Genomic DNA, 23,763 nt, shown 5'->3' with positions numbered 1-23,763 from the left:
AATATAGAATCCGGATGGATTTGATTACCTCTTTCCGTTGTTCAGCATGTTGCCAGGCCGCATCTGCACGCGCAACTCATCAGCCACTACGCCGCGCATGGTGCCCTCAAGTTCGCGCTGCATTTTCTTGGCCAGGTCGTCGTTTTGATCGGGTGTGCCGGCGGAGCCTTCAATCGTGATCGGTGCACTGATCGAAATTGTCTGCGCAACATTCTGGTTCGCTGGCTGAAAGTCCGGCTTCAGGATCGACGGTGCCGTGCCGACATATCCCCCGTCCGCAAAGCCGCGCAAAGCACTTCCATGTAGCGCAGTAAGACGGTCGATGCCGATGTTCTTGGTTGCCCGTTTGCTCATGACAAATTCGCCACGGTGGACGATACCTGCCGGTTGGTTCTTATCGCCATCGCCGGTATAGCCGCCACCGGCAAACCCGAACAACGCGCCGATGATACCAGCACCGGTGCCACCGAACATGCCAGCGAGCGGTCCTTCGCCTAGAAGCGCAGCTTGTGCCACGGCTTCGATCAGCCGGTTGATGAAGCCGTCTAGTGCCGCGTTGCCCGTCTCGATCGTCGGGATCAGGTCGGTGAATGCCTGATAGGTGCTGTCTTTGAAGAAAGCCGCCGTGTCGGCGGCTTGCTGTTGTGCTTCCTTCTCGACGTTTATGGCTTCGATCAATCGACCGATCTCTTGCCGTTGTTCTGCGGTTGCGCCTGTCCCGGCCCGGCGAAGCGTCCGGCTTTTATCCCGTTCGACATCGCTCATGCCGATCTCGTTGCGTTCGGCCTGCAAGTCGGTGATCAGATCCGTGACGGCAGCGGCTTCACGCAATGCGGCTTCAGCGGCTTTGTTGCGGCTTGTCGATCGGCCATTGCCGGTATCGGGAATATCATCCGGTTTGCGCTGCAATTCGGCAGTTTGTCGATTGAGCCCGCCGCGCAGTTCATCGATCGCCCGGCTTTTCAGTTCGGCCTTGATCCCGGCGATCTCGCCTTTCAACCGGTCCAACCCCTCGCCATCCGCACCGCTAAGGATGAACCCGGCAACAGATGAGGTTTCGGCTTTTTTGAGATTGGCCTCCTTTTCGGCCAGCATTTCCAGAAGCCCGGCCTTCGATTTGGTTTCAAGCCCCTTCATGGCGTCAACGATTTGGCGAATAGCGCCCGCAACATCGGCGGCAAGGCGCGCTGTCGAAACGAGGACCGGTGCGAGGTCTACAAGCGCCTTCTTGAATTCAGCGTCCATAATGCGCGTGGCGATACTCAATTGATCGTTCATCGCTTCGGATTTGGCGAGCACATCGCGGTCGATCACAAGCCCCAGGCGGCGAGCTTCGGTCGCCATTGCGTCGAGTCCGTCCGCGCCGTCCTTTAGAAGTTCGACCATGCGCGCGCCGTTGCGCCCGAATGCTGCCGATGCGATCGCCGCTTTTTGTGTTTCGGAGGTGACTGCTTTGACTGCGTCGGCGACCAGGCGAAACCGCTCCTCTTGCGTCTTGGCGCTTTGAAGCTGCTTCAGCAATTCCGGGTTCAGTTCCTTCAACTTGCCCGCAAGCTCGCCCTGGCCGACCGCTGCAAGGCCGCTATTGCGGATAAAAGCGACCATACCAGCATTGAGTTCATCTACACCCACTCCGGCAAGGTCCGCGCCGTGAATGAGGCCTTGATAGAAATCGGAATCAAGCCCGGTTGCCTTTGCGTTCTTGGCGATCTTGTCAAAGCTGGTGACAGCATCTCGCGCCTTCATCAAGGCTGCGGATATGGAAAGCACCGGTGCGAGAGCTGCAACTGCCCCGGCTGTAAATACGTTGAATCCCGAAAGCTTGGAAAGCGATCCAACTCTTGCGGCGGTCGATGCCAGCGCGGTGTTTACCCTGCCGGTCGACTTCACCATATTCTGAGAGAAGCGGGTAGAACGTCGCTCCATCTTTTGGAAATTGTCGTTCGTGGCTTTCCCGGCGCGCGCCATGTCTTTTTCATATTTGGTCAGGCGGGCTTCAAGGCTCACCACAAGGCGTTGCGTGTCTTCCATCTGAATTTCCTATGCTGCTTCTGCGACCAACCGATTGAATTCGTCGGGGTCCATGTCGAGGATTGAGCGGCGATTGTCATTTGCAGCGGCACGGGAAACCGCCATAACTGCGGCAATCGCGCCGTCGATCCGATCGGTCTTTCTAGCTTTGTGCATCCGAACCAGACCGGTGTCGTTTCGCGACGCAACGACGCTGTCAAAGTGATGGCGAAGGACCGGGTGACCATTGTGGCGGAGCGCCCGGCCATTCACCACGCGCTCAAGTGTGCCGATGGCCGGACCCATGGTGAGCGGGCCTTGTCGCATCTCGATTGCCGGTAAGCCGTCATCATGAAGGCGCTGCATGGTCATGCGAGCAAGATGAGGATCGAATGCGATTTCCCGAACATCGAAACGGGCGCAAAGTTCGCGAATGTGTTTTTCGACTTCGGTCGGTTCGATCACCGGTCCTTCGATCACGTTGATAAGACCCTCATCACGCCATTGCTCATAGGGAACGCCATCGCGTTCTGCCCGTCCTTTTAGACCTTCACTTGGCACGAAGAACCAAGGATGAACTGTGATCCGGCCATCATCATGCCGCCATGCGGCGACAACGGCAGTCAGATCGCCATTCACCGACATATCGACTCCGATGAAGCAGGGCAGTTCTTCTAGGTCTGCAAGGTCGATCGGCATTTTGCCGCTGTCGAATACAGCCATATCGAAAATCGGATCGCGGGAATGCGCCATCCAGACATTGAGATTGAATTGCTTAAATGCGTAACGGTCTGCCGGGCGGTGTTCGGCTTCCTTGGCTGCCGTACGAAGTGCATTGAGGTTAGGGAAGCCGTACTTCAAGCCGGGATTAACGCGGTGCCATACATCTTCATCCTGCCAATCGTTGTCGTTGGCAGCTTCAAAGATAATGGGCAGATAGGCGGGGTTCTCGATTTCCCCCGATGCCACGCGGCGGGCGTAATCGTATTGATCAAAGCCGATATTCTCAGAGCCGCGCCCGGCAGTCGTGGCGATCACCATGAGGGTGCCGCTGGTTTTTACCATTCCGGACTTCAGCGCTTCCCAAAGATCGCGGCCCTTCCATACGTGTATCTCGTCGACCAGCACGAAGGATGGTGTTTTGCCGTGCTGTGCCGCGCCATCACTGGAAATTGCCTGAAGCTCGACGCCTTCTGCTTTGAAGGCGATCTTCTTTGCCGAGTTGTGAGCGTCATAAATCTTTGTCGCCGCGACCAGGCGCTTGTCCATGCGGACGATATTGGCCGCTTCCTTGAAGCCAAGACCGGCTTGCTCACGGTCGGAAGCAGCAAAGATTACCTGCCCGGCAGGAACTCTTTCCGGGCCGATGGTGTGAAGCAGCGCCAGCGCAGCGGCAAGGCTTGTCTTTCGGTTGCCACGCGGGATCATCCAAAACACGGTTTCGACTATGCGTCTGCCGTCCGGATGGCGCGGCCCGTAAATTCGGCGGATAATGCGTTCTTGCCAGTCGAACAGTTGGAATGCTGATTTCGGTGCGGTGCTTGCCGGGTGCTTGAGTAGCCGAAGGAAACGGACGGCCCGCTCGCCATAGCCAAAGGGGTCGTCTATCGGGCTGCCGTCGAAAATCCATTCGGGGTAGGTGCTCGCCATCATGTCACTGCGAGCGGGTTGTCGTCATCATCGTCGTCGGTGCCGATCATAACGGCGCGCGATCGGGCGGTAGGTGTAAGGCCAAGCTCGCCTGCGCATCGGAGTTGTTGTTGCTGCATAGCTGTCAGGATGCCTACAGCGGGGTGTCTCTTTCCGTTCGGCAAAACATAGCCTTCAGCCTGAAGCAGCGTGTGCATTTCGCGCATGGTGCCGCTGGCGATCACGAAGTTTTCAAGGGTAGCCAGGTCCGCAACTGTGAGCACCTTGCGCTCACGAACCAAGATCGGTGCCACACGCCGCCATTCGCTTTTGGCTTCCTTGGACAGATAGGACGGTGCAGACGGAACACGGACTACCGGTGATGTGCCAGGCGTGATGGTCGAAGGTTTCAGGCCGCGCGTCATGATGTGGCCACCGTGCGAAGCTCGAGCCCGCGCCGCCGTCCAATCTCGGAAATCTCTTTCACGTTGTATGCTGTCGCGTCGTAGATCACGCGGTCGGCGGTCGAGATGTTTGAAAGATGCCTGATACGGAAAACGATGCTGCCGTCTTCAGCTTCGCCAAACCCGTTCAGGAATTCAGTCGCTGATTGTGTCACGATCTCAGCGCGAACCGTGGCGATATTTGTCCAGGCGGATGAAACCGCGCCCGTCTGTGAAATCGTTTCGGCAAGCCGTTCGATTGTGATTGTGCGATCAAGCTTGCCAGCGCGCATCATACGGTCCACCGAATGACTGCTTCGATGGCGACAACGCCGTGAGTGTAGGACAAGTCAGGATCAGGGTCGCGCATCCAACGAACGGCGGGCAGGCTGAATTCATCGAAGCTGAAATCGGCAGCGTCGGGCGCTGTCTTTAGCGTCGTGCAGACGGCAAAGCCAATCGCTTGCGCTGTGTCCGCGCCATCCTCCAATGCCCAAATGTGAAGGTCCAAAAGAACGCGCGCGATGTATTGCGAGCCTGACGCATTGCCAAGGAACATGGTTCGGCCATTGCTCATGATGATCGTCGGCAGCTTCTCCGGGCGTGTGCTACCGCTGCGAATGTGGTCAGCGGGAACAAGGGCTGTCACGTCCGGTGAGGCTGTGAGCGCTGAACGAATGGCGCTCTGAAGCGCTAATGTTGGCTCAATCATGATTTGCCCCAAGCGTCTTTCACGGCTTTCTTTGCAGCGCGATTGATGCGGTTTTGCAGACGCTTCCGTAGCAGCCGGAAGGCTGGCCAAAAGAATGGCTGTGCTTCAGCGTTCGCGGTTCCGAACTCAACCAGATGCGCATAGCGAACGGCTGCATTGCCAGCGGTTACGAGCACTTCAGTTTCTCCAGCTACTCGCGAGCCACCTGGCTGCGAGTAGGGCGGTGTCGATTGGCCAGGCAGTGTAGTTTCAATGCTGTCGATCAATGCCCCCGAATCCCGCGACGTTTCAGCGAGAGCACTTTGGGCTTGTGCGAGTTCTTCTCCGGACTTGATGAGAGCCGGTAAAATTGTGGCCCGTGGCGTTGTCCGAGCACGTTCAAAAGCCGCCATCGTTGCGGCGAGGCCGTTGTCGTTATTCGCCATCTTCACCAAACCAATTTTCCCGGTAGGAGTTGGCGATGCTGGTTACGCCGTAGGGCGCAATCTGCATGGTTATGCCAAAGGCAACGGCTTCCCGCTGTTCGTAGTAGAAGGCGACCAGCTTCAGCACCGCGAGCTTCAAATCGTCCGGCATAGGGTCGAGGTCGGCGAGGGGCTTGCCGATATAATTGCCGACGAAGGTTTCAGCCGCGTCTATGTAGAGTTGGATCAGTTCATCGTCGGCAGTGCCGTCGATGTTCATGTGCGCTTTTGCGAGCGCAAGGGTGACGGCACTCATGAAGTTTTGGCCTTTTCAGAAAAAGTTATTTCGGACGTCTCTTGCGCGGTGCTCCCCCCGCCGGTCCCCTCAAACGCTTGCAAGTTAGAGACTACCCCCGCCTCACGCTCGATCCGCTGCTTCACGCTGTTGTGGCAACGTTTGCAAAGGGGTTGCCAGTTCGCGGAATTCCAGAACAAGCCACGATCGCCGCGATGAGCGATGATGTGATCAACAGTTGTGGCTACTTCGCTGCAAAACTGGCAGCGAGGGTGCGCTATGAGATAATCCGCGCGGGCTTTCTCCCAATGTGAATCATAGCCACGTTGGCGGGCTGAAGGCCGGTTGGTGTCATGCCGGGCGTTGCGCTCGCGTGTCATTTGGCGCTGGCATTGGCAGGTGAACCCGTGCGGCACGACATTGCCGCAAGAACAGATACGGGGTGGGCGTGACATTAGCGCTTCCTCGCGATCTGGTTCCGAACGGAAGTTAACCCGTCTCGATCGAACGCGGGATCAAACCCTTGCGCGTCTATCTCTTTGAGATGATCGGCAGAGTAGGGAAGAGACTGTTGAGCGCTCGTTTCGTTGTCATTGCTGCCATGAATAGCTTTTAGCTTGGCAACGTGCCCGGTGAAGGCTTCATTGATTTCGGTCGGTGTGGCGTTCCAGGCTGTTTCCGGTGTCCAGCCGAGCCAACCGGTCGCAATGCGATAAAGCTCTTTGTAGACGGTCTGCCAAGGCACGGGCTTGCCGGTTGTGGATGGCTTGTCATCGTCACTTGAAGCGGGAACGCAACCGGTGATCAAGGCGATGATTGGCGCGGCCACGGTGCTTGCTACGATGTTCAATGGCATGGCGTCGAAGGCGGCGATGAATGCCTTTGCCTGGTCGTGGTCGGTCGCGGCTGCTTTGATGATGTCCCGGATAGTGCCGATGTGGAATTCGCTAATGCTACGGCTGAGACCTGCGAGGCCGTTGTGAAGGCGTTCAAGGCGAGCCGCCGCCCGCAATGACGGACGCAAGCGCACGGTGTTTCCACCGAGCGTAAGCGTCTGTTCGTCATTTGCGAGCGACAAGGTCATGGTTAGGCAACCGGAGCCATGTTCGGATGGCCGAGCATCACAACCGCACCAGCAGCGATGCTGGTGCCGCTGGCCTTGGTGATCAAGGCACGAATGTAGCGCTTGCTGCCGATATAGCCCTGCTTATAGGCCGTGGCTGCGGCAAGTGCTGCCGGAAGCTCACCAAGAAGGTCAGCGCTGGCAACATCAGCAAAATCGCCGTCTGTGGTCGTGTCGCTTTCCTGAAGCTTCACGCTGTAAAGACCATCGCCAACGATCGCGCCGGTATTGATGGCCAGCATGGCAGAGCCGAAGCCCTTGGTATCGACTGCCGTTCCCTTGATCGTGGCGGCTTGAACTGCCGGAGCAATGGTAGCGGCAATGCCGAAGTCGGAATAAATATCGCGCATGATGGGTCTCCTTATGCCGCTGCGATTTTCAGGAATTTGATGGCGTTGAAGTCGCCAGCACCACCGCCGACACGCTTGTAGGTGTCGAATAGGATGCGGCCCTTCACAGTCACAGAATCGCGTTCGACGCGGATGCCGTGCCGGTCAACGATCACGTATCCCTGCCGGAAATCGCCGAAGGCGACCGGGAAGGCGTTTTCGCCAATGTCGGGCATGTTGTCGTCAATCTCGACGCGGAAGCCGAGCAACGGATGATCAATGCCTTCAATCAGGTTGCCTGTCGGTGCCCAAAGGAAGCGCTTGGTGGTGTCCTGAATTTGACGAAGGCGAAGCGCCGTTGCCGAATTCATCAGGAAGCGGGCGTTACCCTTGTAGGGGCGGCGAAGCGAGCTAACGAGCGCGATTAAGGCTTTCGCCAGATTGTCGTCGGTCGGTGCGCTAGCATGGCCTGCAGGGACAAACTGAAACATTCCCCATTCGCGGGTGAAGTCCTTTGTGGCTGCGGTGGGATAGTCGAGCAAGCCGCGCGGAAAGCCGTCCATACCGGTGTAGGTAAGGAAATCCTCGCCTTCGGTTTCTGCGAAATCATGAACGGCGTTGTCGAGCAACCATGCTGCTATGTCGACGCTGGCATCATCCAGCAAATGACGGGTTGCGGCTGGTGCAGCATAATATTCGCCGACGCCGTAGCTGTGCTTGATCAGTTCCGGGCGTGCCGTGTCCTGCGGGCGATCGTCACGCTGGGAAACTCGTTGCGCACCACGCTTGCCGAGCGAATAGAAGCGCTCATAGGTATCGCTCGAAATAGTGACAACTTCAGCCAGTCCGCGCAGCGGTGAAAGGTCAGTCATGAGGCTGCGAATGGACAGGTCCACAGTTGGCAATACGAAATAGCCACCATCGACATTGGAGTCGGACGCTGCCGCCTTCACTTCAATATCGGAACCGGTGCGCACAAAGCTTGCGAGCGCCTTGCGTTCGATGTTGTCGTTCGAGCCGTCAGGGTTGTTGTTGTTAGCTGCAACCGGTCGATTGGCCTTGGCTTCCATCTTGTCGAGGCGAGCCTTCAGGGCGTCGAAGTCCTTCTTTTCGATCACCGGGTCGGCGGTTGGTGCCTGGGTGTTTTCGAGTTCATTTTCCATATGATTTTCCTTTTGCGTTGCCGTGCCATCGGCGGCTTTGATCGACGTGATTTGCGCGCCCGGATGGCATGGGATCGCGACAACTGAGATTTCGTGGAGGTTGAGGGCGGTAATCGTGCGCCCGTGTTGGCGGGGCTTGGCGGTTTTGGTCACGAAACCGATAGACAAGCCGGTAACTGCCTTGCTGCGGATCATGGCGCGCACTTCACGGGCTCGCTCAACATCTTCGACAAGCAACCGGCCTTTGACGGTCAGGCCATCGCTGTTTTCTGTGAGCTGATCCCAGATGCCAATAACTTGCCCTTGATCATGGGCGAACAGCATCGGAACGCTGGCAGGCATTGAAATGGCGCCTTTTTCGATAACGTCGCCGACGCGATCCGGTGAACCGAATGGCCACGCCATGCCGGTGATCTCACCGGTATCGTCAACCGTGAGGGCCGCTTTGAATTCGAGACGTTCGGTCATGCTGGCAAACCAGAAACGGTTTCAGTTTCGACCTTGCCGCTCCATCGAGCTTCGAGAATATCGGCAGCAAGCTGGAATACTTCGATGATCGGCGTTGGCTTGGCATAGGCTTCGACAAGCGCCTGTGCTTCCATCGGCGTCGTGCCGCCACCGATAAGGCCGAGCCGGATCACCTCAATGATGTCATCGAACTGAAACTGTCCGGTCATCACTCGGGCGTAGATCGCACCAATGCCGGTGCCGGTCTTGCGCTCAAGTTCAAGAATCTGTTCGGAAGGAAGAAGGAAGGTTTTTTCGCCATCTCCAAAAAATGCGATGTGTGTCACGCTGATTCCTTCGCCGGTCGGGCGTTGTCATTGCTGCCGTTCGGCGGCGTGGTTGTTGTGTATGGGTTGGCCAGTTCGTCGCCGCCGTCCATCGCCGGAAGGTTCATCGCGGCGCGGACTTCATTCGGGGTCATGGCGCGCATGGCGACTAGCTTGCTGAAGATTTCAGCCCGGCCCGCTGCATCTGCGCGTTGCAGGTCATCTACTACGAACTCAAAATAGTGCGTGTCGCGCTCGTCTTCGGTCAGTAGCGCCGTGGCGTAAGCGTCCTGCCATTTATCGAGCCATGGGCGAAGGCAGAGCTGTAGGAAGCTTGCGGCCATCTGTTCGGCGTTGCCCCAGGTGGCGCGATCAAGCTGATAGAGCATCGATGGCGGTACGCCAAAAATGCGGGCAATTTCGTTGATCTGCTCAATTCGGTTTTCGAGGAACTGCGCATCGGTCGAGGTCATTGCGGGCTGATCGAACTTCCAACCGCCGTCAAGAATCAGGGGGTCGCCATTCGCGCTTTGCCGCCAGTTCCGGAAGGACTTGAGAATGTTGGAAATCGTTTTCGCACCAGCGTCGCCATTGAGCGCTTTGTCATCATTGGAGATCACGCCAGATGGACGTGTCCCGGAGCCGAAGAACTGCGAAGCATGGCGCTCAAGAATCATCGCCACACCGATGGCTTCCTTGCCGAGCTTGATCGGTGACACGCCACTGAATGCCGACACATAGAGCACGTCACGGAAGGAGAGCCGCCGGGTTTGGCCATTCGAAAGTTGGATCAGATAGTAGGGTTCGCCATTGTCTTCAAAGCAGCGTCGAACCGTGCCGGGCGTGAGCCGGTGAAGCTCAAAAGGCCGACCGTCGCCGAAGCGGATCAGTTCGGCGAAGCCAGCGCCATGCATAAGGGCGTCGGTCGTCAAATCGACGCGGATCTGCCCTGCGCTGGTCCATTCGTTCGCCCGGTCATGAACAAGGCGATAGCTTGAATTGTCTTTGGCTGGTTCCTTGCTGTCGGCTTCCTCGCGGTAGAGCTTACAAGGAAGAGAACCAATTGTTTCAGCAATCAGGCGGATTGCGTGAAGCACTGCTGCATTGTGTAGTGCTGAATTTGCCGTAACAGGCATGCCGGAAGCTGTTGGGTTTCCACCAAATATGTCAATCGAAATGGGATCAGTAAGTGAGTATGATTTCTTTTCTGGCGTGAACCCTAGAGTTTTCTTAATTCCATTTAATGCAGTCTGATACATTGGTATTTCCAAGTCGATTTGAACTTGGCAATATTGTCTCATGTGTCGAATCTGGTATCAAGAAAATAATCCTATGTATTAGGAAAATAATCAGATCGAGTTAAGGTGATCCAATTCCAGGCCCGGATAGGCTATCGAGTCAATCAGCGCCACCCGCTGTTCAAGCATCCCTTCCGGCAGATTCCCGTATCGCCCCGTCATGGTGCCGCTGGTGTGGCCAAGGATGAAGCCGAATTGTTCATCAAGGTGCCCGGCGCGGCGAAGTGCATCAGCAGCGCCGTGGCGGAAGCTGTACAGGGACAAACCGCGACCGTTCTTAATTCCGATCCGCGTGAGATACCGGCCAAACTCACGGCTGAAGTCGGCAATCATCTGACCACGCGAGTTCCGTTCAGCTTGAGGGAATAGCCGGGCCTGTCCTGCCGACTTCATCCCAGCTTGATAATTGAGCAAGCCGAGCTTTATGAGTTCCTTGTGAACCGGCACGACGCGCATCGAGCCGTCGGTTTTCACGCTCTTATCGCCGCCGCCTTCGGTCGTGATGTGCATTATCCAATGGCCGTGTTGCTCTCGAATGTCGTCAATGGATAACTGCGCTATCTCTGCCGGGCGCGCTCCGGAATAGAGCATTATGAGTGGAACCCAAAAGCGATGGTCGCGGATTTTTTCATTGCCCGGCTTGGCAATCGTGCTCCATGCCGCCGCGCTTTGGCATCCAGCAAAGAGCGGAGATTTGAAAAGAGTGTTCAACTGTTCTGTCGTGAAGGGTAGGGTGCTTTTCTTCTTCACCTTCGCCAGGGACATACCGATGGTCGGACTTTGATCCAAGTATCCATGGGCCGCCAACCAATTGCAGAATGCGCCAAGACTCGACAGGTAGCGATTGACGGTGCGCGGTGTCAGGACGGGTTTACCTACTGTCTCATTGTGCTTGATGATCTGGACAAGCCTCATCCCTGCGAACGCCTTGGTTTCAGTTGCCTTGACTGGGTATTTCATCAAGAGCGCCTTCCATTCGCGGACAGCCTTCTTATCGATCCGGTGCGCCGGACAGGTATTGCCGACATAATCAACGAAGCTTCCTATGTCGCGGCGGGCCTGGTTAATTGTGTCGGCAGTAATGTTCCTTGGGTTCTCGCTCGCGTAGGTCTCGAACAGTTCCATGGTCTCTTCTCCTGGCTCTGCGGTTTCACGAGCTTTACCGGTCGCGGGCTTTACAATTGGGTCTTTTGGAATGCCGGAATAGTCGCCGTCGTCGCGTTCAAGAGTGCGCTGCAAACCTTCGATCTCCGAACGCATCAATTTTGAACAGAGCTCTCGGTATTGTTCGGAGCCGGAATCGATCAGAAGTCTGTTGTTGCTAACGAACTTTTGAGCCGTCGACTCCACAAGTTTGAAGTCGCCGCCATTTAGTGCGCGCCTGAGCGCTGCTAGGCGACGGGCGCGAACATTGGCATCGTCGGTGCGAGCGCTCAGCATCATCTCATAATCGGCGTAGGCATTGACGGTGCTTATCAGGTCGGACCGAATTTCACCTTTCTCAAGCCGACGCATCACACGGCTTTCCTCAACTTCGATTTCAGCCGATGTAGGCAACGTTCGGCTTTTTTGGTCGTACTGTTCGGTGATCTCTTCGTACCGTTGCCAGACTGCAACGGCCTGGTCATCTGGCGTGATGTCGCGCCGTGAACGGAGTTCATCGAACTCCCGGTTCCATCCCTCCACCACCCGCCACATCAAGCGTTTAGCTTCGTTCTCGTCTTTAGTGCCGAGAGCCTTCACAAGCTCCTTTTTGCCAATTGCATCGACTAATTCGATTGGCACTCGCATCCGAGCATAGTAGCTCCCGTTACGTCGAAGAAGGTAGCTGAGACGTGCCATGATTGCTCCATGCGGATGGTCCGTGTGTTACAGTCATGTGTTACAAGTTTGAAAAAATAGTCAACATAAACAATTATTTAATTGCTCTGCAATGACTTAAAAGTAGACGGATTACTGTCCAGGCGCCCCAGCCAACTCATATTTATCCGGCATGCATTCGTGACCGCCGTTTTCCCCATTTGAGATTGCTGCTCAGGCAAGCATGCCGCGGCTGGCGATGAACTGGGTAACCCGTTCGGCATTGTCGCGTGCCACGGTGCCGTCTTCATTCAGTGTGTTGTTTTCAAATCCGATGCGGATTTTCCCGCCCAGGCGTTCGGCGGCGCGGAGGCAGGCGGTCTCACTTTGGCCGAAGGCACAGACCGCCCAATCTGCTGACACTGCCAGTTGCGGCAGTAATTCAAGGAACCCGGAGATCGCTTGCGGTTCGCTGGGCACGCCTTGGCCGTACCGGCCCAGGACAAACAGCATCATAAGTTCATCAGCCGGGATCAGTTTCTGCGAACACAGCCTTGCGAGATTGCGCAGGTCATCCGGCATATAGAGGATGTGCTGGACCGCCACGCCGGCCTCATCGCACCACCGGTAGAAACTCTCGACCTGGCTGGTCCATCCTTCAGAGGTCATTTCTGCAAGCGACACCGAAACCGATTTGGGCTGGACGGTCCTGACCAGCCGGATCTGCTCTTCGGGACTGTAGCGGCCGACCGCTTCGGTGGTGATCTGATGAACCATCCCGGGAACAACCCGCGCCAGTTCGGCAAGGAGTTCACCATAGAGGCCGGCATCGAGTGTGTGGTTGCCGTCCTTGTCGCGAACATGCGCATGAATCCCGTCCGCACCGGCCCGCACACAGGCCAGCGCCGTCGCAACGATTTCTGCAACGGTTTCCGGCAGGGCAGGGTGGTCCACTTTTTTCAGGCGCGCGCCATTCGGTGCGATCATGATGGCTGGCAGCGATGCCGGCGAAGTGTCTGATTTGGTCATCATGGTGTCCGGCAATCCCTGTTCAGGTCAAAAAATAATCAGAACGACGGTGGCGTGCAGGCGCTGACGACAATGCATTCATCATCGCTGCTGTTGTGAAACCGATGCGGTTCCCGGCTTTCGAACAAATAGGCATCTCCCGCCCCAAGTGTCGCAGTCTGATCACCGACAGTCACCTCTATGGTCCCTGAAATGACAATCCCCGCCTCTTCGCCATTATGACTGTAGAGGTCCGCTCCGGTGTGACTTCCCGGAGCGTAGCGTTCGTACAGCATCTGGATTGCCGAATTGCGGCTGTTCCCCACCTGGCGCAACGAAAGGCTGTTCACGTCACCGCTGTCTTTCGCAATAATTGCATTGGGATTGAGCTCACGCAATTCTCCGGCACGGAAGAAGACCTGCTTTGCATTGTGTGTTTCGTTGGAAAAGAAATCGGACATGCTCATCGGAATCGCGTCGAGAATCCGCTTCAGCGACGAGACGCTGGGACTGGTGGAGTTTCCCTCGATTTGCGAAATCATTCCGTTGGTTACACCGGATTTGCGCGCCAGTTCCCGTTGCGACATTTTCTGTGCAGTCCGTACAGCTTTCAAACGCTGGCCGATGTTCAATTCCGGTTCATGTGCTGCTGACATGCATGTTCTCCCGCGGGTGCCCCTGGTTCTGTGCGCCCATCATTTCAAAATCAACCGGTTTATTCAACGGGGTTGCATAATATATTAAACATGCCTAGGATTGCCAGTAACAAATTGGGGGTTTTCATTCGAGCGTTGAGCAGGAAATGATGTCCCAAGCGGCAGACAAGTGCGGGCAGCCAAAGGTCCGCAACAGTTTAAAAGGCAATGCGTACGAGGTCCGGCAATGCTTCCAGTTTCGAACAGCGTGGCAGCGCGGTACCACAGGATGCTTGCAGGTTCCTGCCTACCTGGGCGTGTGGCGGCAACACGGTTCGTACTCTGTCGTCGTTGCCGCTCATCTCTGCCTCAATGAGTGGCTTGGCCTTTTAGAGGTAGCTCTGGAAGGCGAAAGTATGAATACTGTCTGTGCCGTTGGCGGCTGGGGGCAGCAACGGCAAAGAGTTCACAAGGGAGAAAATGAATGAAACATGTGAGAAACCTGATCTTGGCGAGCGCGATGGCGATGGCGATTTCGCCTTCCGTGGCCGAGGATAAGTTCATAACCATTGGCACAGGCGGTCAGACCGGCGTTTATTACGTGGTCGGCCAGTCGATTTGCCGTCTCGTCAACCGTGGCGCAGCCGAGCACAACCTCAAATGCACAGCTCCTTCCACCGGTGGTTCGATTGCCAACATCAACGCCATTGCTGCCGGCGATATGGACATGGGCGTGGCCCAGTCCGATTGGCAGTACCATGCCTATAACGGCACTTCCAAGTTTGAAGGCAACAAGGTCGACAAGCTTCGTGCGGTGTTCTCCGTCCATGGCGAGCCGTTCACGGTTATTGCCCGTGCAGATTCGGGAATTGAAAACTTTGATGACCTCAAGGGCAAGCGCGTCAATGTCGGCAACCCCGGTTCCGGTCAGCTCGCAACCATGGAAGTGGTGCTGGCGGCAAAAGGCTGGACCATGGATGATTTCGCGCTTGCTTCGGAATTGAAGCCAGCTGAACAGGCCGCAGCACTTGGCGACAACAAGGTTGACGCGATCATCTACACCGTAGGACATCCCAATGGTTCGATCCAGGAAGCAACCTCGACTGTCGAAGCCAAGCTGGTGCCCGTCACCGGAGAAGCTATCGACAAGCTGGTCGCCGACAATGCCTTTTATGCCAAGGCAACAGTTCCCGGCGGCATGTATCCCGGCACGCCCGACGATGTTGAAACATTTGGCGTGAAGGCGACATTCGTCACCTCTGCCGATGTCGATGACGATGTTGTCTACCAGGTCGTCAAGGCTGTGTTTGACAACTTCGATCGCTTCAAGGGTCTGCACCCGGCATTTGCCAACCTCAAGGAAGAGGACATGATCTCCGGTGGTCTGTCCGCACCGCTTCATCCCGGTGCTGTGAAGTACTACAAGGAACGCGGCTGGATGTGATCCGCACTGCTGACTTGTCAAAGTCAGTAGCCTGAATTGGCAAGGGCGCATTATCACCTCGCGCCCTTGCCAACAAAATATGTTCCAAAGTGGACAGGTGATCGACCCGGAATCGGGCGGCGAGGGGGATTTCATGGCAGACAATAACAACCCGCAGACATCAGCAGACGCTGCCCAGCACGGGCTCTCTCAATCGGAGCTGGACGCGCTTGTCGCCTCGTCCGATACCGGTGCGCGAGGCACGCATGGTGCAGTGGGCAAGTTTATCATGCTTGTCGCCCTGTTCTGGTCACTGTTTCAGCTCTGGTTTGCCTCTCCCATTCCTTTCGTGATCGGATTTGGCGTCTTCAATGACACCGAAGCCCGCTCCATTCATCTGGCGTTTGCCATTTTTCTCGCCTTTGCGGCGTTTCCTGCGGACCGGACCAAATTTCAACTCGGACTCGGAATGGCGGTACCGCTGATCCTTGCAGCCCTGTTCATGTGGTCGTCGAAGGATGCCACGCCTGTCTGGTGGATTCCGATTGTGGCGCTGGCCGTGTCGGGCGCGGTCTATCTCGGGTCAGCAAGAGACCGGATTCCACCCTGGGAATGGGCAATGGCTGCCATCGGCGCCATGGCGGCTCTTTATCTCTATTTCTTCTACCGTGACATCTCGAGCCGCGTTGGCGCGCCGATCATCCAGGATTTCGTGGTTGCGGTGATTGGCATTCTGCTGTTGCTGGAAGCAACCCGCCGGTCACTGGGCGCCGCGCTGATGATCGTCGCTTCGTTTTTCCTGGCCTATACCGTCCTCGGGCCCTACATGCCCGACATCATTGCCCACAAGGGCAACAATCTCTCCGAGATCGTCAACCATCAGTGGATCACCACCGAAGGTGTCTTCGGCATCGCGCTGGGTGTCTCGACGTCGTTCGTGTTTCTCTTCGTTCTGTTCGGCTCGTTGCTCGACCGCGCCGGCGCAGGCAATTATTTCATCCAGGTGGCCTTCAGCCTGATGGGGCATATGCGTGGCGGACCTGCAAAGGCAGCCGTCGTTTCATCTGCAATGACCGGCCTGATTTCGGGCTCGTCCATCGCCAATGTGGTGACGACAGGCACATTCACCATCCCGCTGATGAAGAAGGTCGGATTCTCCGCTGAAAAAGCCGGTGCGGTTGAAGTCGCATCTTCTGTGAACGGCCAGATCATGCCGCCTGTCATGGGGGCCGCGGCCTTCCTGATGGTTGAATATGTCGGCATTCCCTATTTCGACGTCGTCAAGCACGCGTTTCTTCCTGCAGTGATCTCCTACATCGCGCTGGTCTATATCGTGCATCTTGAAGCGATGAAGGCGGGCATGGAGGGGTTGCCTCGTGCTTACACCCCGAAACCCATCGTCCAGCGCCTGATCGGTATCGCCTTTACTATCGCCGCAATCTGTGCGGTCTCGTTTGCCGTCTATTACGGTATGGGCTGGCTGCGCCCGGCGTTCCCGGTTGCCGCTCCCTATATCGTTTTTGTGCTGATTTCGTCCGCTTATGTCGCTTTGGTCCGCGTTGCCTCCAAGGAGGAGCCGCTTGAACTGGATGATCCGAATGCGGCAGTGACCAAATTGCCATTGCCCGGACCAACGGTCCGCTCGGGCCTGCACTACATTCTTCCGGTGGTAGTTCTTGTTTGGGCGCTGATGGTGGACCGCCTCTCTCCGGGTCTGTCAGCCTTCTGGGCCACCTCCTACATGGTGTTCATTCTTCTGACCCAGCGGCCATTGATGGCCATGTTCCGCGGCAGTAGCCAGATCGGAAATGCGGTCCGTCAGGGGTGGAACGACCTCATTGACGGACTGGTAACTGGTGCCCGCAACATGATCGGTATCGGCATCGCCACTGCAACCGCCGGCATCATTGTCGGAACGGTGAGCCAGACCGGTGTCGGGTCATCGCTTGCAGATGTCGTCGAAGTTCTCTCGGGCGGCCACATCATGGCAATCCTGTTCCTCACCGCAATCCTGTCGCTGATCCTGGGGATGGGTCTGCCGACGACAGCCAATTACATCGTCGTATCGGCCCTGCTGGCGCCGGTGATTGTCACGCTCGGACAGCAGAATGGCCTGATTGTGCCATTGATCGCGGTTCATCTGTTCGTGTTCTACTTCGGCATCATGGCTGATGTGACCCCGCCGGTCGGTCTGGCAAGTTTTGCTGCGGCCGCAGTCTCGGGAGGCGATCCGATCAAGACCGGCGTGATTGCCTTCTTCTACAGCCTGCGTACCGCCGCATTGCCGTTCCTGTTCATCTTCAACACCGAACTTCTGTTGATCAATGTGACATGGGTGCAGGGGATATTCGTCTTCTGTATAGCGACGGTGGCGATGTTGCTATTTGCTGCCGCCACCCAAGGATGGTTCCTGGTTCGCAACCGCATTTATGAATCCGCAATCCTGTTGCTGGTTGCCTTCACCCTGTTCCGGCCCGGATTTTTCATGGACATGATCTTTCCGCCCTATCTGGAGAAGGACCCTGCTGAAATCACCGAGGCTGCGGCAGGTACGGCCAGTGGCGACTCCTTGCGGGTACGGGTTGCGGGCGTCAATGATCTCGGCGATCCGATCGAGTTTGTTGCCTTGCTTCCCATCGGGGAGGGCGCGACAGGGGAAGAAAAGCTGGCCAATGCCGGGCTCACCTTCCGCCAGGACGGCGACAAGATGTTCATCGACGATGTCGCTTTCGGCTCGTCGGCATCGTCCGCCGGTCTGGATTGGGATCAGCAGGTTTTGCGGGTGCTCAAGCCTGTCGACGTGCCCAGCAAATACTGGATGTTCATTCCTGCCCTTCTGCTCTTGGCCATGGTCGTGATGTTGCAGCGGCGCCGGTCGCCGCGGTTTGTTTCAACCGCGGCTGCATAAACTGAACCAGGAGAATTGATATGTACAAGACGATCCTTGTCACCATCGATCTGACGCATAAGCCATCATGGGAACTTGCTCTGCCCGAAGCGGTAGCGCTGGCTAAGGCCGGTGGCGGTGTGCTGCACGTGTTGTCGGTGGTGCCCAACATCCGGTCACCGCTGGTCGCCGGTTTCCTGCAGGAGGGTTTCGAAACCCATGCGCTCACGGAAGCCAATTCACAGCTCAGCTCGATTGTCGAAGACAATATCGACAACTCAATCGAAACCCATGTTCATCTGGCTCATGGGGTCGTGCACACGGAAGTCCTCAAGGCGATTGATACCTATCACGCGGACCTGGTGGTCATGGCCAGCCATTCTCCGGATCGGGTGCGTGAATTTCTGGTCGGTTCGCAGGCCGACCGGGTGGTGCGTCGTTCGCCCGTTTCGGTCCTGATCGTCAGAAACTAACCAAGCCGGAGCCTCAACCGCGATCCTGCGGAACTAGACCTGGAAAAAGATCCACGGAGTTCGCCCCCCTATGACACCTTTCGCAATTGCCGGCATCCAGATGTATGTCAATGCCGTTGAACCCAATGTCGAAACCATGTTGCACAAGCTCGACGTGGTCATGGCCCGGTTTCCCTGGACCCAGATGGTGGTGTTCAGCGAACTGGCGTCATTCGGGCCGCTGTCGCGATTTGCGCAACCGCTTCTCAACGAAACCATCGAACGGTTTCAGGCAGCAGCGCGCAGGTATAATGTCTGGGTGATCCCCGGGTCGATGTTCGAACAGGCCGACGATGGACTGATCTACAACACCTCCACGGTGATCAATCCGCAAGGCGAGATCGTCTCGCATTATCGAAAGATGTTTCCCTTCCTGCCCTATGAAGCAGGAATTGCCGGAGGCACTGAATTCTGTGTCTTTGATGTGCCCGGTGTTGGCCGCTTTGGTCTCTCGATCTGCTACGATATCTGGTTCCCGGAAACGACGCGCCATTTGACCAGCATGGGAGTCGAAGTCCTCATCCACCCGGTGCTGACTGGCACCATTGACCGATCGACCGAGATCGCGATTGCACAAGCCACCGCCGCGCAATTCCAGTGTTATATCTTCGACATCAACGGCCTGGGCGCTGGTGGCATAGGTCAATCCTGTGTGGTGTCTCCCTCGGCGACGATCCTGCATCGCTCAATGGCGGGTGAGGATATGTTCCCTGTCGAAATTGACCTCGACCAGGTCCGACGCCAGCGCGAAACCGGGTTCATGGGGCTGGGTCAGGTGCTCAAGAGTTTCCGGGACCGCGCCGTCGATTTTCCTGTTTACGACCGGGCCAGCGGCGTTGATGCATATCTGCACAGCCTCGGCCCGCTCGAAACCCCGGGGCAGGGATCGAAGGCCGGTCTACCGCCATCCGCTCTCCCGGCAGGTGTTGCCCCGCTTCCACCGTTGCCGGCATCGGAAGCTACCCCGGCAACAGGATTACCGATGGCTGCCGGCAAGACGGTAGCAGGCTGAAGCATACGGGATCAAGAAACGACGAAAAAACGGAGATCTTGCAGAAGATTGTGTAACCGAAAAGGAAAAATTGATGCAATCAATGAGCGATTACTACTCTGCGGTTCAACTTCGGACAGATCGATGGAGTGCCTTGCGCGAAGCACTGGACTTTCTCAAACGCGAGCCTGATGGCCGCAAGGCCAAGGCGACGCGGGCAAAGATCAACGAACTATTCGAGTCGCTGTCGCTCATTGAAGCCTATTGGGCCTTTCCCGGTGTTTCGGCATTCAACCACATGCAACGCCAGTTCGATCACGGAAACGTCGATGATGCTGCGTTCAGCGTCCGCCGCGTGCTTCGCGCTCTGACGACCGGCGCCTATCGCCGCCGTCACATTCCGCTCGACCGGGATGTGGTCGATGCCGAGGAGAACGAAGACGAGGCCGTACTGTCGCCGGAAGCACGGGCGCTGACCAAACCCTATTTCGAGGTCATGATTGTTGATGACCTCAACGAGCACCAGGAGCGCTGGCTGAAGAACAGTCTTCAATCCATGCGCCGCGCGGATGACCAGTTCACCTATGAATCGGTGGTCGTTCCAAGTCTTCAGGACGCGCTCATAGGCATTCTGTTCAACCATAACATTCAGGCCATCATCGTCCGCCCCGGTCTGAAGCTCGAATCCAAGGTCGAACTGCCGATCCTGACCCGCTACCTCAACCGTGCCGGCGGCATCGATGAAATTGAAGAGATCGCGCCGGAGGACTATGGCCCTGAGCTTTGCCGTCTGATCGCGAAAGTTCGCCCCGAACTTGACGCCTATCTGGTGACCGACCGCTCGGTTGAAGCCATTGCTGGTCTCGATCTCGGCATCTGTCGCCGTGTCTTCTACAATCAGGAAGACTTCATGGAGCTGCACCTCAACATCCTTCGTGGTGTTCAGGCGCGCTACAAGACACCATTCTTCACCGCCCTGAAGGAATACTCGAAACAGCCGACCGGCGTTTTCCACGCCATGCCGATCAGCCGCGGCAAATCGATCTCCCGGTCGCACTGGATCCAGGATATGGGCGCTTTTTACGGCCCCAATATTTTCATGGCCGAGACCTCAGCCACCAGTGGCGGACTCGACAGCCTGCTTGAGCCGCATGGGCCGATCAAGGAAGCGCAGGAACTCGCGGCGCGGGCTTTTGGCGCCAAGCAGACGTTCTTTTCCACCAATGGCACATCGACCTGCAACAAGATCGTCGTCCAGGCTCTGGTGCGGCCCGGTGATATCGTGCTGGTCGATCGTGACTGCCACAAATCCCATCACTACGGGATGGTCCTGGCCGGCGCCCAGGTGGTCTATCTCGACAGCTATCCGCTGAATGAATACTCGATGTATGGCGCGGTACCGCTGAAGGAAATCAAGCACCAGTTGCTGAAATTGAAGGCGGCCGGAAAGCTCGACCGCGTCAGAATGCTGCTTCTGACCAACTGCACGTTTGACGGCATTGTCTACAATGTCGAGCGGGTGATGGAGGAATGCCTCGCCATCAAGTCCGATCTGGTCTTCCTCTGGGACGAGGCGTGGTTCGCCTTTGCCCGTTTTGGCCCGACCTACCGTCAGCGCACCGGAATGAACGCCGCCAAGACCCTGCGGGAGAAGATCAAGACGCCGCAATACGCCAAGCTCTACGAAAAGCAGCAGGCCAAACTCAAGGATGCGGATGACGAGACGCTGCTCAAGACGCGTTTGCTGCCACCACCGAGTTCACGGATCCGGGTCTATTCGACCCAATCGACCCACAAGACGCTGACATCCTTGCGGCAGGGATCGATGATTCATGTCAACGATCAGGACTTCAAGGGGGAGGTCGAGCAGAGCTTTCATGAAGCCTACATGACGCACACGTCAACCTCGCCAAATTACCAGATCATAGCCTCGCTGGATGTCGGCCGGCGGCAGGTGGAACTGGAGGGGTTCGAATTCGTTCAACGCCAGGTCGAGGCGGCCATGTCGATGCGCCGGGCGATTTCGACACACCCGGTGCTGCAGAAATATTTCAAGGTTCTGACAGCCGGCGATATGATTCCGGAAACCCACCGCGAGAGCGGCGTCACCAGTTACTACGAGCCGGATCAGGGCTGGACCGACATCTGGAATTGCTGGGAGAAAGACGAGTTTGTTCTCGATGCGACCCGCGTGACAGTTGTGGTCGGCGGCACCGGCTGGGACGGCGACACTTTCAAGAACAAGATCCTGATGGACAAATACGGCATCCAGATCAACAAGACGTCGCGCAACACTGTCCTGTTCATGACCAATATCGGCACCACGCGGTCGTCCGTTGCCTACCTGATCGAGGTGCTGGTTGAAATCGCCAACGACCTTGACGACCTGCTTGACGATGCATCGCGCATGGAGCGCCTGAGTTTCGAAAAACGCGTCAAAAACCTCATGCATGACTTGCCGCCACTGCCCGATTTCAGCCGGTTCCATGATGCCTTCCGCACAGACAACGACACCATCGAAGGTGACATCAGGTCGGCATTCTTTCTCAGCTACGATGACAAGAACTGCGATTATCTCGAGCTCGACGGTTCGATCATCGACGCGATCGAAAGCGGCCGCGAGATCGTATCAGCCTCCTTCATCATCCCTTATCCGCCCGGGTTTCCGATTCTGGTGCCGGGGCAGGTGGTGTCGCGAGAGATTCTGGCCTTCATGCGCGCGCTCGATGTCAGTGAAATCCATGGATACCGGCCGGACCTGGGCCTGCGCGTGTTCACTCAGGCAGCCCTGGACAATCATGCCGGGCTCGCCTTGGCAAAACCAAAAAATAAAAAAGGGGACTAAGATGCCGAAGAAAATGCTGAAAAACATGTCGGAAATCCGCCGGTTCTTTCACCGGAACGAAGACCCGATCTATTTCATTTCCGCGACCAACTTCAACCTGCTCGGCATTGACGAGTGGTGCAAGAACTTCAAATACATCTGCTACCTCGATTGCTATGACGGCCGCCATCCGAACGTGTTCTGCCCGTCCGAGCAGCCCCATGCCGAGTTTCAGTCGATCGAGGACATCAACAATTACCTGCTGCAGCACAAGGAAGTCATCGACTTCATCAAGCGCCGCGGCGGCAACCCGAAATTCGTCTTCCTGATGTTCGATGAAGAGACCGAGCGTCTGGCCAATGAACTCGGCGCCGTCGTCTGGTTCCCGAGCGCCAAGCTTCGCACCTCGATGGACAACAAGATCGAGACCGTGCGGGTTGGCAACAAGGCCGGCGTTCCCTCCGTGCCGAACGTGCTGGCCGAGGTAACCTCCTATGAAAACCTGGGCGAAACCTGCGACAAGGCCGGAATCGGGCATGATCTGGTTCTGCAGTCGGCCTTTGGCGACAGCGGTCACACCACATTTTTCATCAAGTCTGAAGCCGATTTCCGCAGCCATGCGGACGAGATCATCGGCGAGGGCGAGATCAAGATCATGAAGCGGATCGATTGCCGCGGTTCGGCAATCGAAGCCTGCACCACGTCAAAGGGGACCATTGTCGGGCCACTGATGACCGAGCTTGTCGGCTTCAAGGAACTCACGCCATACCGCGGTGGCTGGTGCGGCAACGAGATCTTCTCCACCGCCTTCCCGAAAAAGGTGCGTGAGAAGGCCAGGCAGCTCACCTTCAAGTTCGGCGAGCAGTTGCGCAAGGAAGGCTACAGCGGTTATTTCGAACTTGATTTTCTCATCGACACCAAAACCGGTGACATCTGGCTCGGCGAACTCAATCCGCGCATTACGGGCGCCAGCTCGATGACCAATCATGCGGCATTTGCCCATGCGGATGCGCCCCTGTTCCTGTTCCATCTGCTCGACTTCTCGAAGGTCAAATTCAATCTCGACATCGCCGAGCTGAATTCGCGTTGGGCCGATCCGGACATGATCGACAGCTGGAGCCAGATGGTGGTCAAGCACACCGAAGACAGCGTCGACATCATCACTGAAGCGCCGCAGACCGGCATCTACAAGATGCATGATGACGGACGCGTTGTGTTCGACCGCTTCGATTATCACCGGCGCGCAGTCGAGAGCGAAAACGAGGCTTTCTTTCTGCGTATTCAAAAGCCGGGCGATTACCGCTATGAAGGCGCCGACCTCGGCATTCTGGTGACTCGCGGGCGTTCGATGACGAACAATTTCGTTTTGAACGACCGCGCCAAGAAGTGGATTCACGGGATCAAGAACAGCTTTGTGGCAAAGCCGCTGCCGGCAGCAGACGTCGGTCCGGTGTTTTCAGAGCCGGCCTTCAAGATTCTTTAAACTCCGGAGCATGGACGTCAA

General features: G+C 56.7%; 22 protein-coding genes. 6 read left to right on the top strand and 16 right to left on the bottom strand.

Features of this window, described 5'->3' with window-relative positions:
- Positions 1 to 24: 24 nt before the first annotated feature.
- The 16 genes from IMCC20628_RS13560 to IMCC20628_RS13485 all read right to left on the bottom strand — a co-directional run bounded on the left by IMCC20628_RS13560 (position 25) and on the right by IMCC20628_RS13485 (position 13,643).
- Positions 25 to 2,031 (bottom strand): hypothetical protein, encoded by a 2,007-nt coding sequence (locus IMCC20628_RS13560; RefSeq protein WP_047030659.1) that lies wholly within the window; start codon positions 2,029 to 2,031, stop codon positions 25 to 27.
- Between the two features lie 9 nt (positions 2,032 to 2,040).
- Complete coding sequence (locus IMCC20628_RS13555; RefSeq protein WP_343123261.1) at positions 2,041 to 3,660, bottom strand: terminase TerL endonuclease subunit; 1,620 nt, start codon at positions 3,658 to 3,660, stop codon at positions 2,041 to 2,043.
- Positions 3,660 to 4,064 (bottom strand): phage terminase small subunit P27 family, encoded by a 405-nt coding sequence (locus IMCC20628_RS13550; RefSeq protein ID WP_047030657.1) that lies wholly within the window; start codon positions 4,062 to 4,064, stop codon positions 3,660 to 3,662. Before IMCC20628_RS13550 ends, IMCC20628_RS13555 begins: the two co-directional genes overlap by 1 nt.
- Positions 4,061 to 4,378, bottom strand: coding sequence for a phage head closure protein (locus IMCC20628_RS13545; RefSeq protein WP_047030656.1), 318 nt, complete (start codon positions 4,376 to 4,378; stop codon positions 4,061 to 4,063). The genes IMCC20628_RS13550 and IMCC20628_RS13545 overlap by 4 nt, the downstream gene beginning before the upstream one ends.
- Entirely contained in the window at positions 4,375 to 4,794 is a 420-nt protein-coding gene (locus IMCC20628_RS13540) for a DUF3168 domain-containing protein (RefSeq protein ID WP_047030655.1), read from the bottom strand. Before IMCC20628_RS13540 ends, IMCC20628_RS13545 begins: the two co-directional genes overlap by 4 nt.
- Entirely contained in the window at positions 4,791 to 5,186 is a 396-nt protein-coding gene (locus IMCC20628_RS13535; RefSeq protein ID WP_047032569.1) for an HK97-gp10 family putative phage morphogenesis protein, read from the bottom strand. Before IMCC20628_RS13535 ends, IMCC20628_RS13540 begins: the two co-directional genes overlap by 4 nt.
- A gap of 22 nt (positions 5,187 to 5,208) precedes the next feature.
- Positions 5,209 to 5,514: a head-tail connector protein gene (locus IMCC20628_RS13530; RefSeq protein ID WP_047030654.1), complete on the bottom strand. Its 306-nt coding sequence runs from the start codon at positions 5,512 to 5,514 to the stop codon at positions 5,209 to 5,211.
- Positions 5,511 to 5,873, bottom strand: a complete 363-nt coding sequence (locus IMCC20628_RS24740; protein ID WP_343123260.1) for an HNH endonuclease signature motif containing protein — start codon at positions 5,871 to 5,873, stop codon at positions 5,511 to 5,513. Before IMCC20628_RS24740 ends, IMCC20628_RS13530 begins: the two co-directional genes overlap by 4 nt.
- 74 nt (positions 5,874 to 5,947) lie before the next feature.
- Positions 5,948 to 6,577, bottom strand: a complete 630-nt coding sequence (locus IMCC20628_RS13520; protein ID WP_052766424.1) for a hypothetical protein — start codon at positions 6,575 to 6,577, stop codon at positions 5,948 to 5,950.
- A gap of 2 nt (positions 6,578 to 6,579) precedes the next feature.
- Positions 6,580 to 6,966, bottom strand: coding sequence for a hypothetical protein (locus tag IMCC20628_RS13515; protein WP_047030653.1), 387 nt, complete (start codon positions 6,964 to 6,966; stop codon positions 6,580 to 6,582).
- Positions 6,967 to 6,977: 11 nt separating this feature from the next.
- The gene (locus IMCC20628_RS13510) at positions 6,978 to 8,576 is read right to left on the bottom strand and encodes a phage major capsid protein (protein ID WP_047030652.1); all 1,599 of its coding nucleotides are present in this window, start codon (positions 8,574 to 8,576) and stop codon (positions 6,978 to 6,980) included.
- Complete coding sequence (locus tag IMCC20628_RS13505; RefSeq protein ID WP_197078299.1) at positions 8,573 to 8,902, bottom strand: gene transfer agent family protein; 330 nt, start codon at positions 8,900 to 8,902, stop codon at positions 8,573 to 8,575. The genes IMCC20628_RS13510 and IMCC20628_RS13505 overlap by 4 nt, the downstream gene beginning before the upstream one ends.
- Positions 8,899 to 10,140, bottom strand: a complete 1,242-nt coding sequence (locus IMCC20628_RS13500; RefSeq protein WP_047030650.1) for a phage portal protein — start codon at positions 10,138 to 10,140, stop codon at positions 8,899 to 8,901. Before IMCC20628_RS13500 ends, IMCC20628_RS13505 begins: the two co-directional genes overlap by 4 nt.
- Before the next feature lie 90 nt (positions 10,141 to 10,230).
- On the bottom strand, positions 10,231 to 12,021 hold the full coding sequence (locus tag IMCC20628_RS13495; protein WP_047030649.1) for a site-specific integrase: 1,791 nt from the start codon (positions 12,019 to 12,021) through the stop codon (positions 10,231 to 10,233).
- A 192-nt stretch (positions 12,022 to 12,213) separates the two neighbouring features.
- Entirely contained in the window at positions 12,214 to 13,011 is a 798-nt protein-coding gene (locus tag IMCC20628_RS13490; protein WP_245307776.1) for a 3-keto-5-aminohexanoate cleavage protein, read from the bottom strand.
- Positions 13,012 to 13,046: 35 nt separating this feature from the next.
- Positions 13,047 to 13,643 carry a cupin domain-containing protein gene (locus IMCC20628_RS13485; RefSeq protein ID WP_197078298.1) on the bottom strand — a complete coding sequence of 199 codons (597 nt, stop codon included), beginning with the start codon at positions 13,641 to 13,643 and terminating at the stop codon, positions 13,047 to 13,049.
- Positions 13,644 to 14,106: 463 nt separating this feature from the next.
- Here IMCC20628_RS13485 and IMCC20628_RS13475 point away from each other — a divergent pair, with 463 nt between their 5' ends.
- The 6 genes from IMCC20628_RS13475 to IMCC20628_RS13450 all read left to right on the top strand — a co-directional run bounded on the left by IMCC20628_RS13475 (position 14,107) and on the right by IMCC20628_RS13450 (position 23,742).
- Positions 14,107 to 15,066, top strand: coding sequence for a TAXI family TRAP transporter solute-binding subunit (locus tag IMCC20628_RS13475; protein ID WP_047030647.1), 960 nt, complete (start codon positions 14,107 to 14,109; stop codon positions 15,064 to 15,066).
- Positions 15,067 to 15,199: 133 nt separating this feature from the next.
- Positions 15,200 to 17,953 (top strand): TRAP transporter permease, encoded by a 2,754-nt coding sequence (locus IMCC20628_RS13470; protein ID WP_047032564.1) that lies wholly within the window; start codon positions 15,200 to 15,202, stop codon positions 17,951 to 17,953.
- 20 nt (positions 17,954 to 17,973) lie between these two features.
- Positions 17,974 to 18,405 (top strand): universal stress protein, encoded by a 432-nt coding sequence (locus IMCC20628_RS13465; RefSeq protein ID WP_047030646.1) that lies wholly within the window; start codon positions 17,974 to 17,976, stop codon positions 18,403 to 18,405.
- Positions 18,406 to 18,475: 70 nt separating this feature from the next.
- Complete coding sequence (locus IMCC20628_RS13460) at positions 18,476 to 19,456, top strand: carbon-nitrogen hydrolase family protein (RefSeq protein ID WP_082128136.1); 981 nt, start codon at positions 18,476 to 18,478, stop codon at positions 19,454 to 19,456.
- Positions 19,457 to 19,529: 73 nt separating this feature from the next.
- On the top strand, positions 19,530 to 22,280 hold the full coding sequence (locus tag IMCC20628_RS13455) for an aminotransferase class I/II-fold pyridoxal phosphate-dependent enzyme (protein WP_047030645.1): 2,751 nt from the start codon (positions 19,530 to 19,532) through the stop codon (positions 22,278 to 22,280).
- A gap of 1 nt (position 22,281) precedes the next feature.
- Positions 22,282 to 23,742 (top strand): biotin carboxylase, encoded by a 1,461-nt coding sequence (locus tag IMCC20628_RS13450; RefSeq protein ID WP_047030644.1) that lies wholly within the window; start codon positions 22,282 to 22,284, stop codon positions 23,740 to 23,742.
- Positions 23,743 to 23,763 lie beyond the last annotated feature (21 nt).

Origin of the sequence: Hoeflea sp. IMCC20628, from assembly GCF_001011155.1 — a bacterium.
Lineage (GTDB): Bacteria > Pseudomonadota > Alphaproteobacteria > Rhizobiales > Rhizobiaceae > Hoeflea.
Note: the sequence above shows the minus strand (reverse complement) of the source record. Positions and strands in the feature narration are given on the sequence as shown.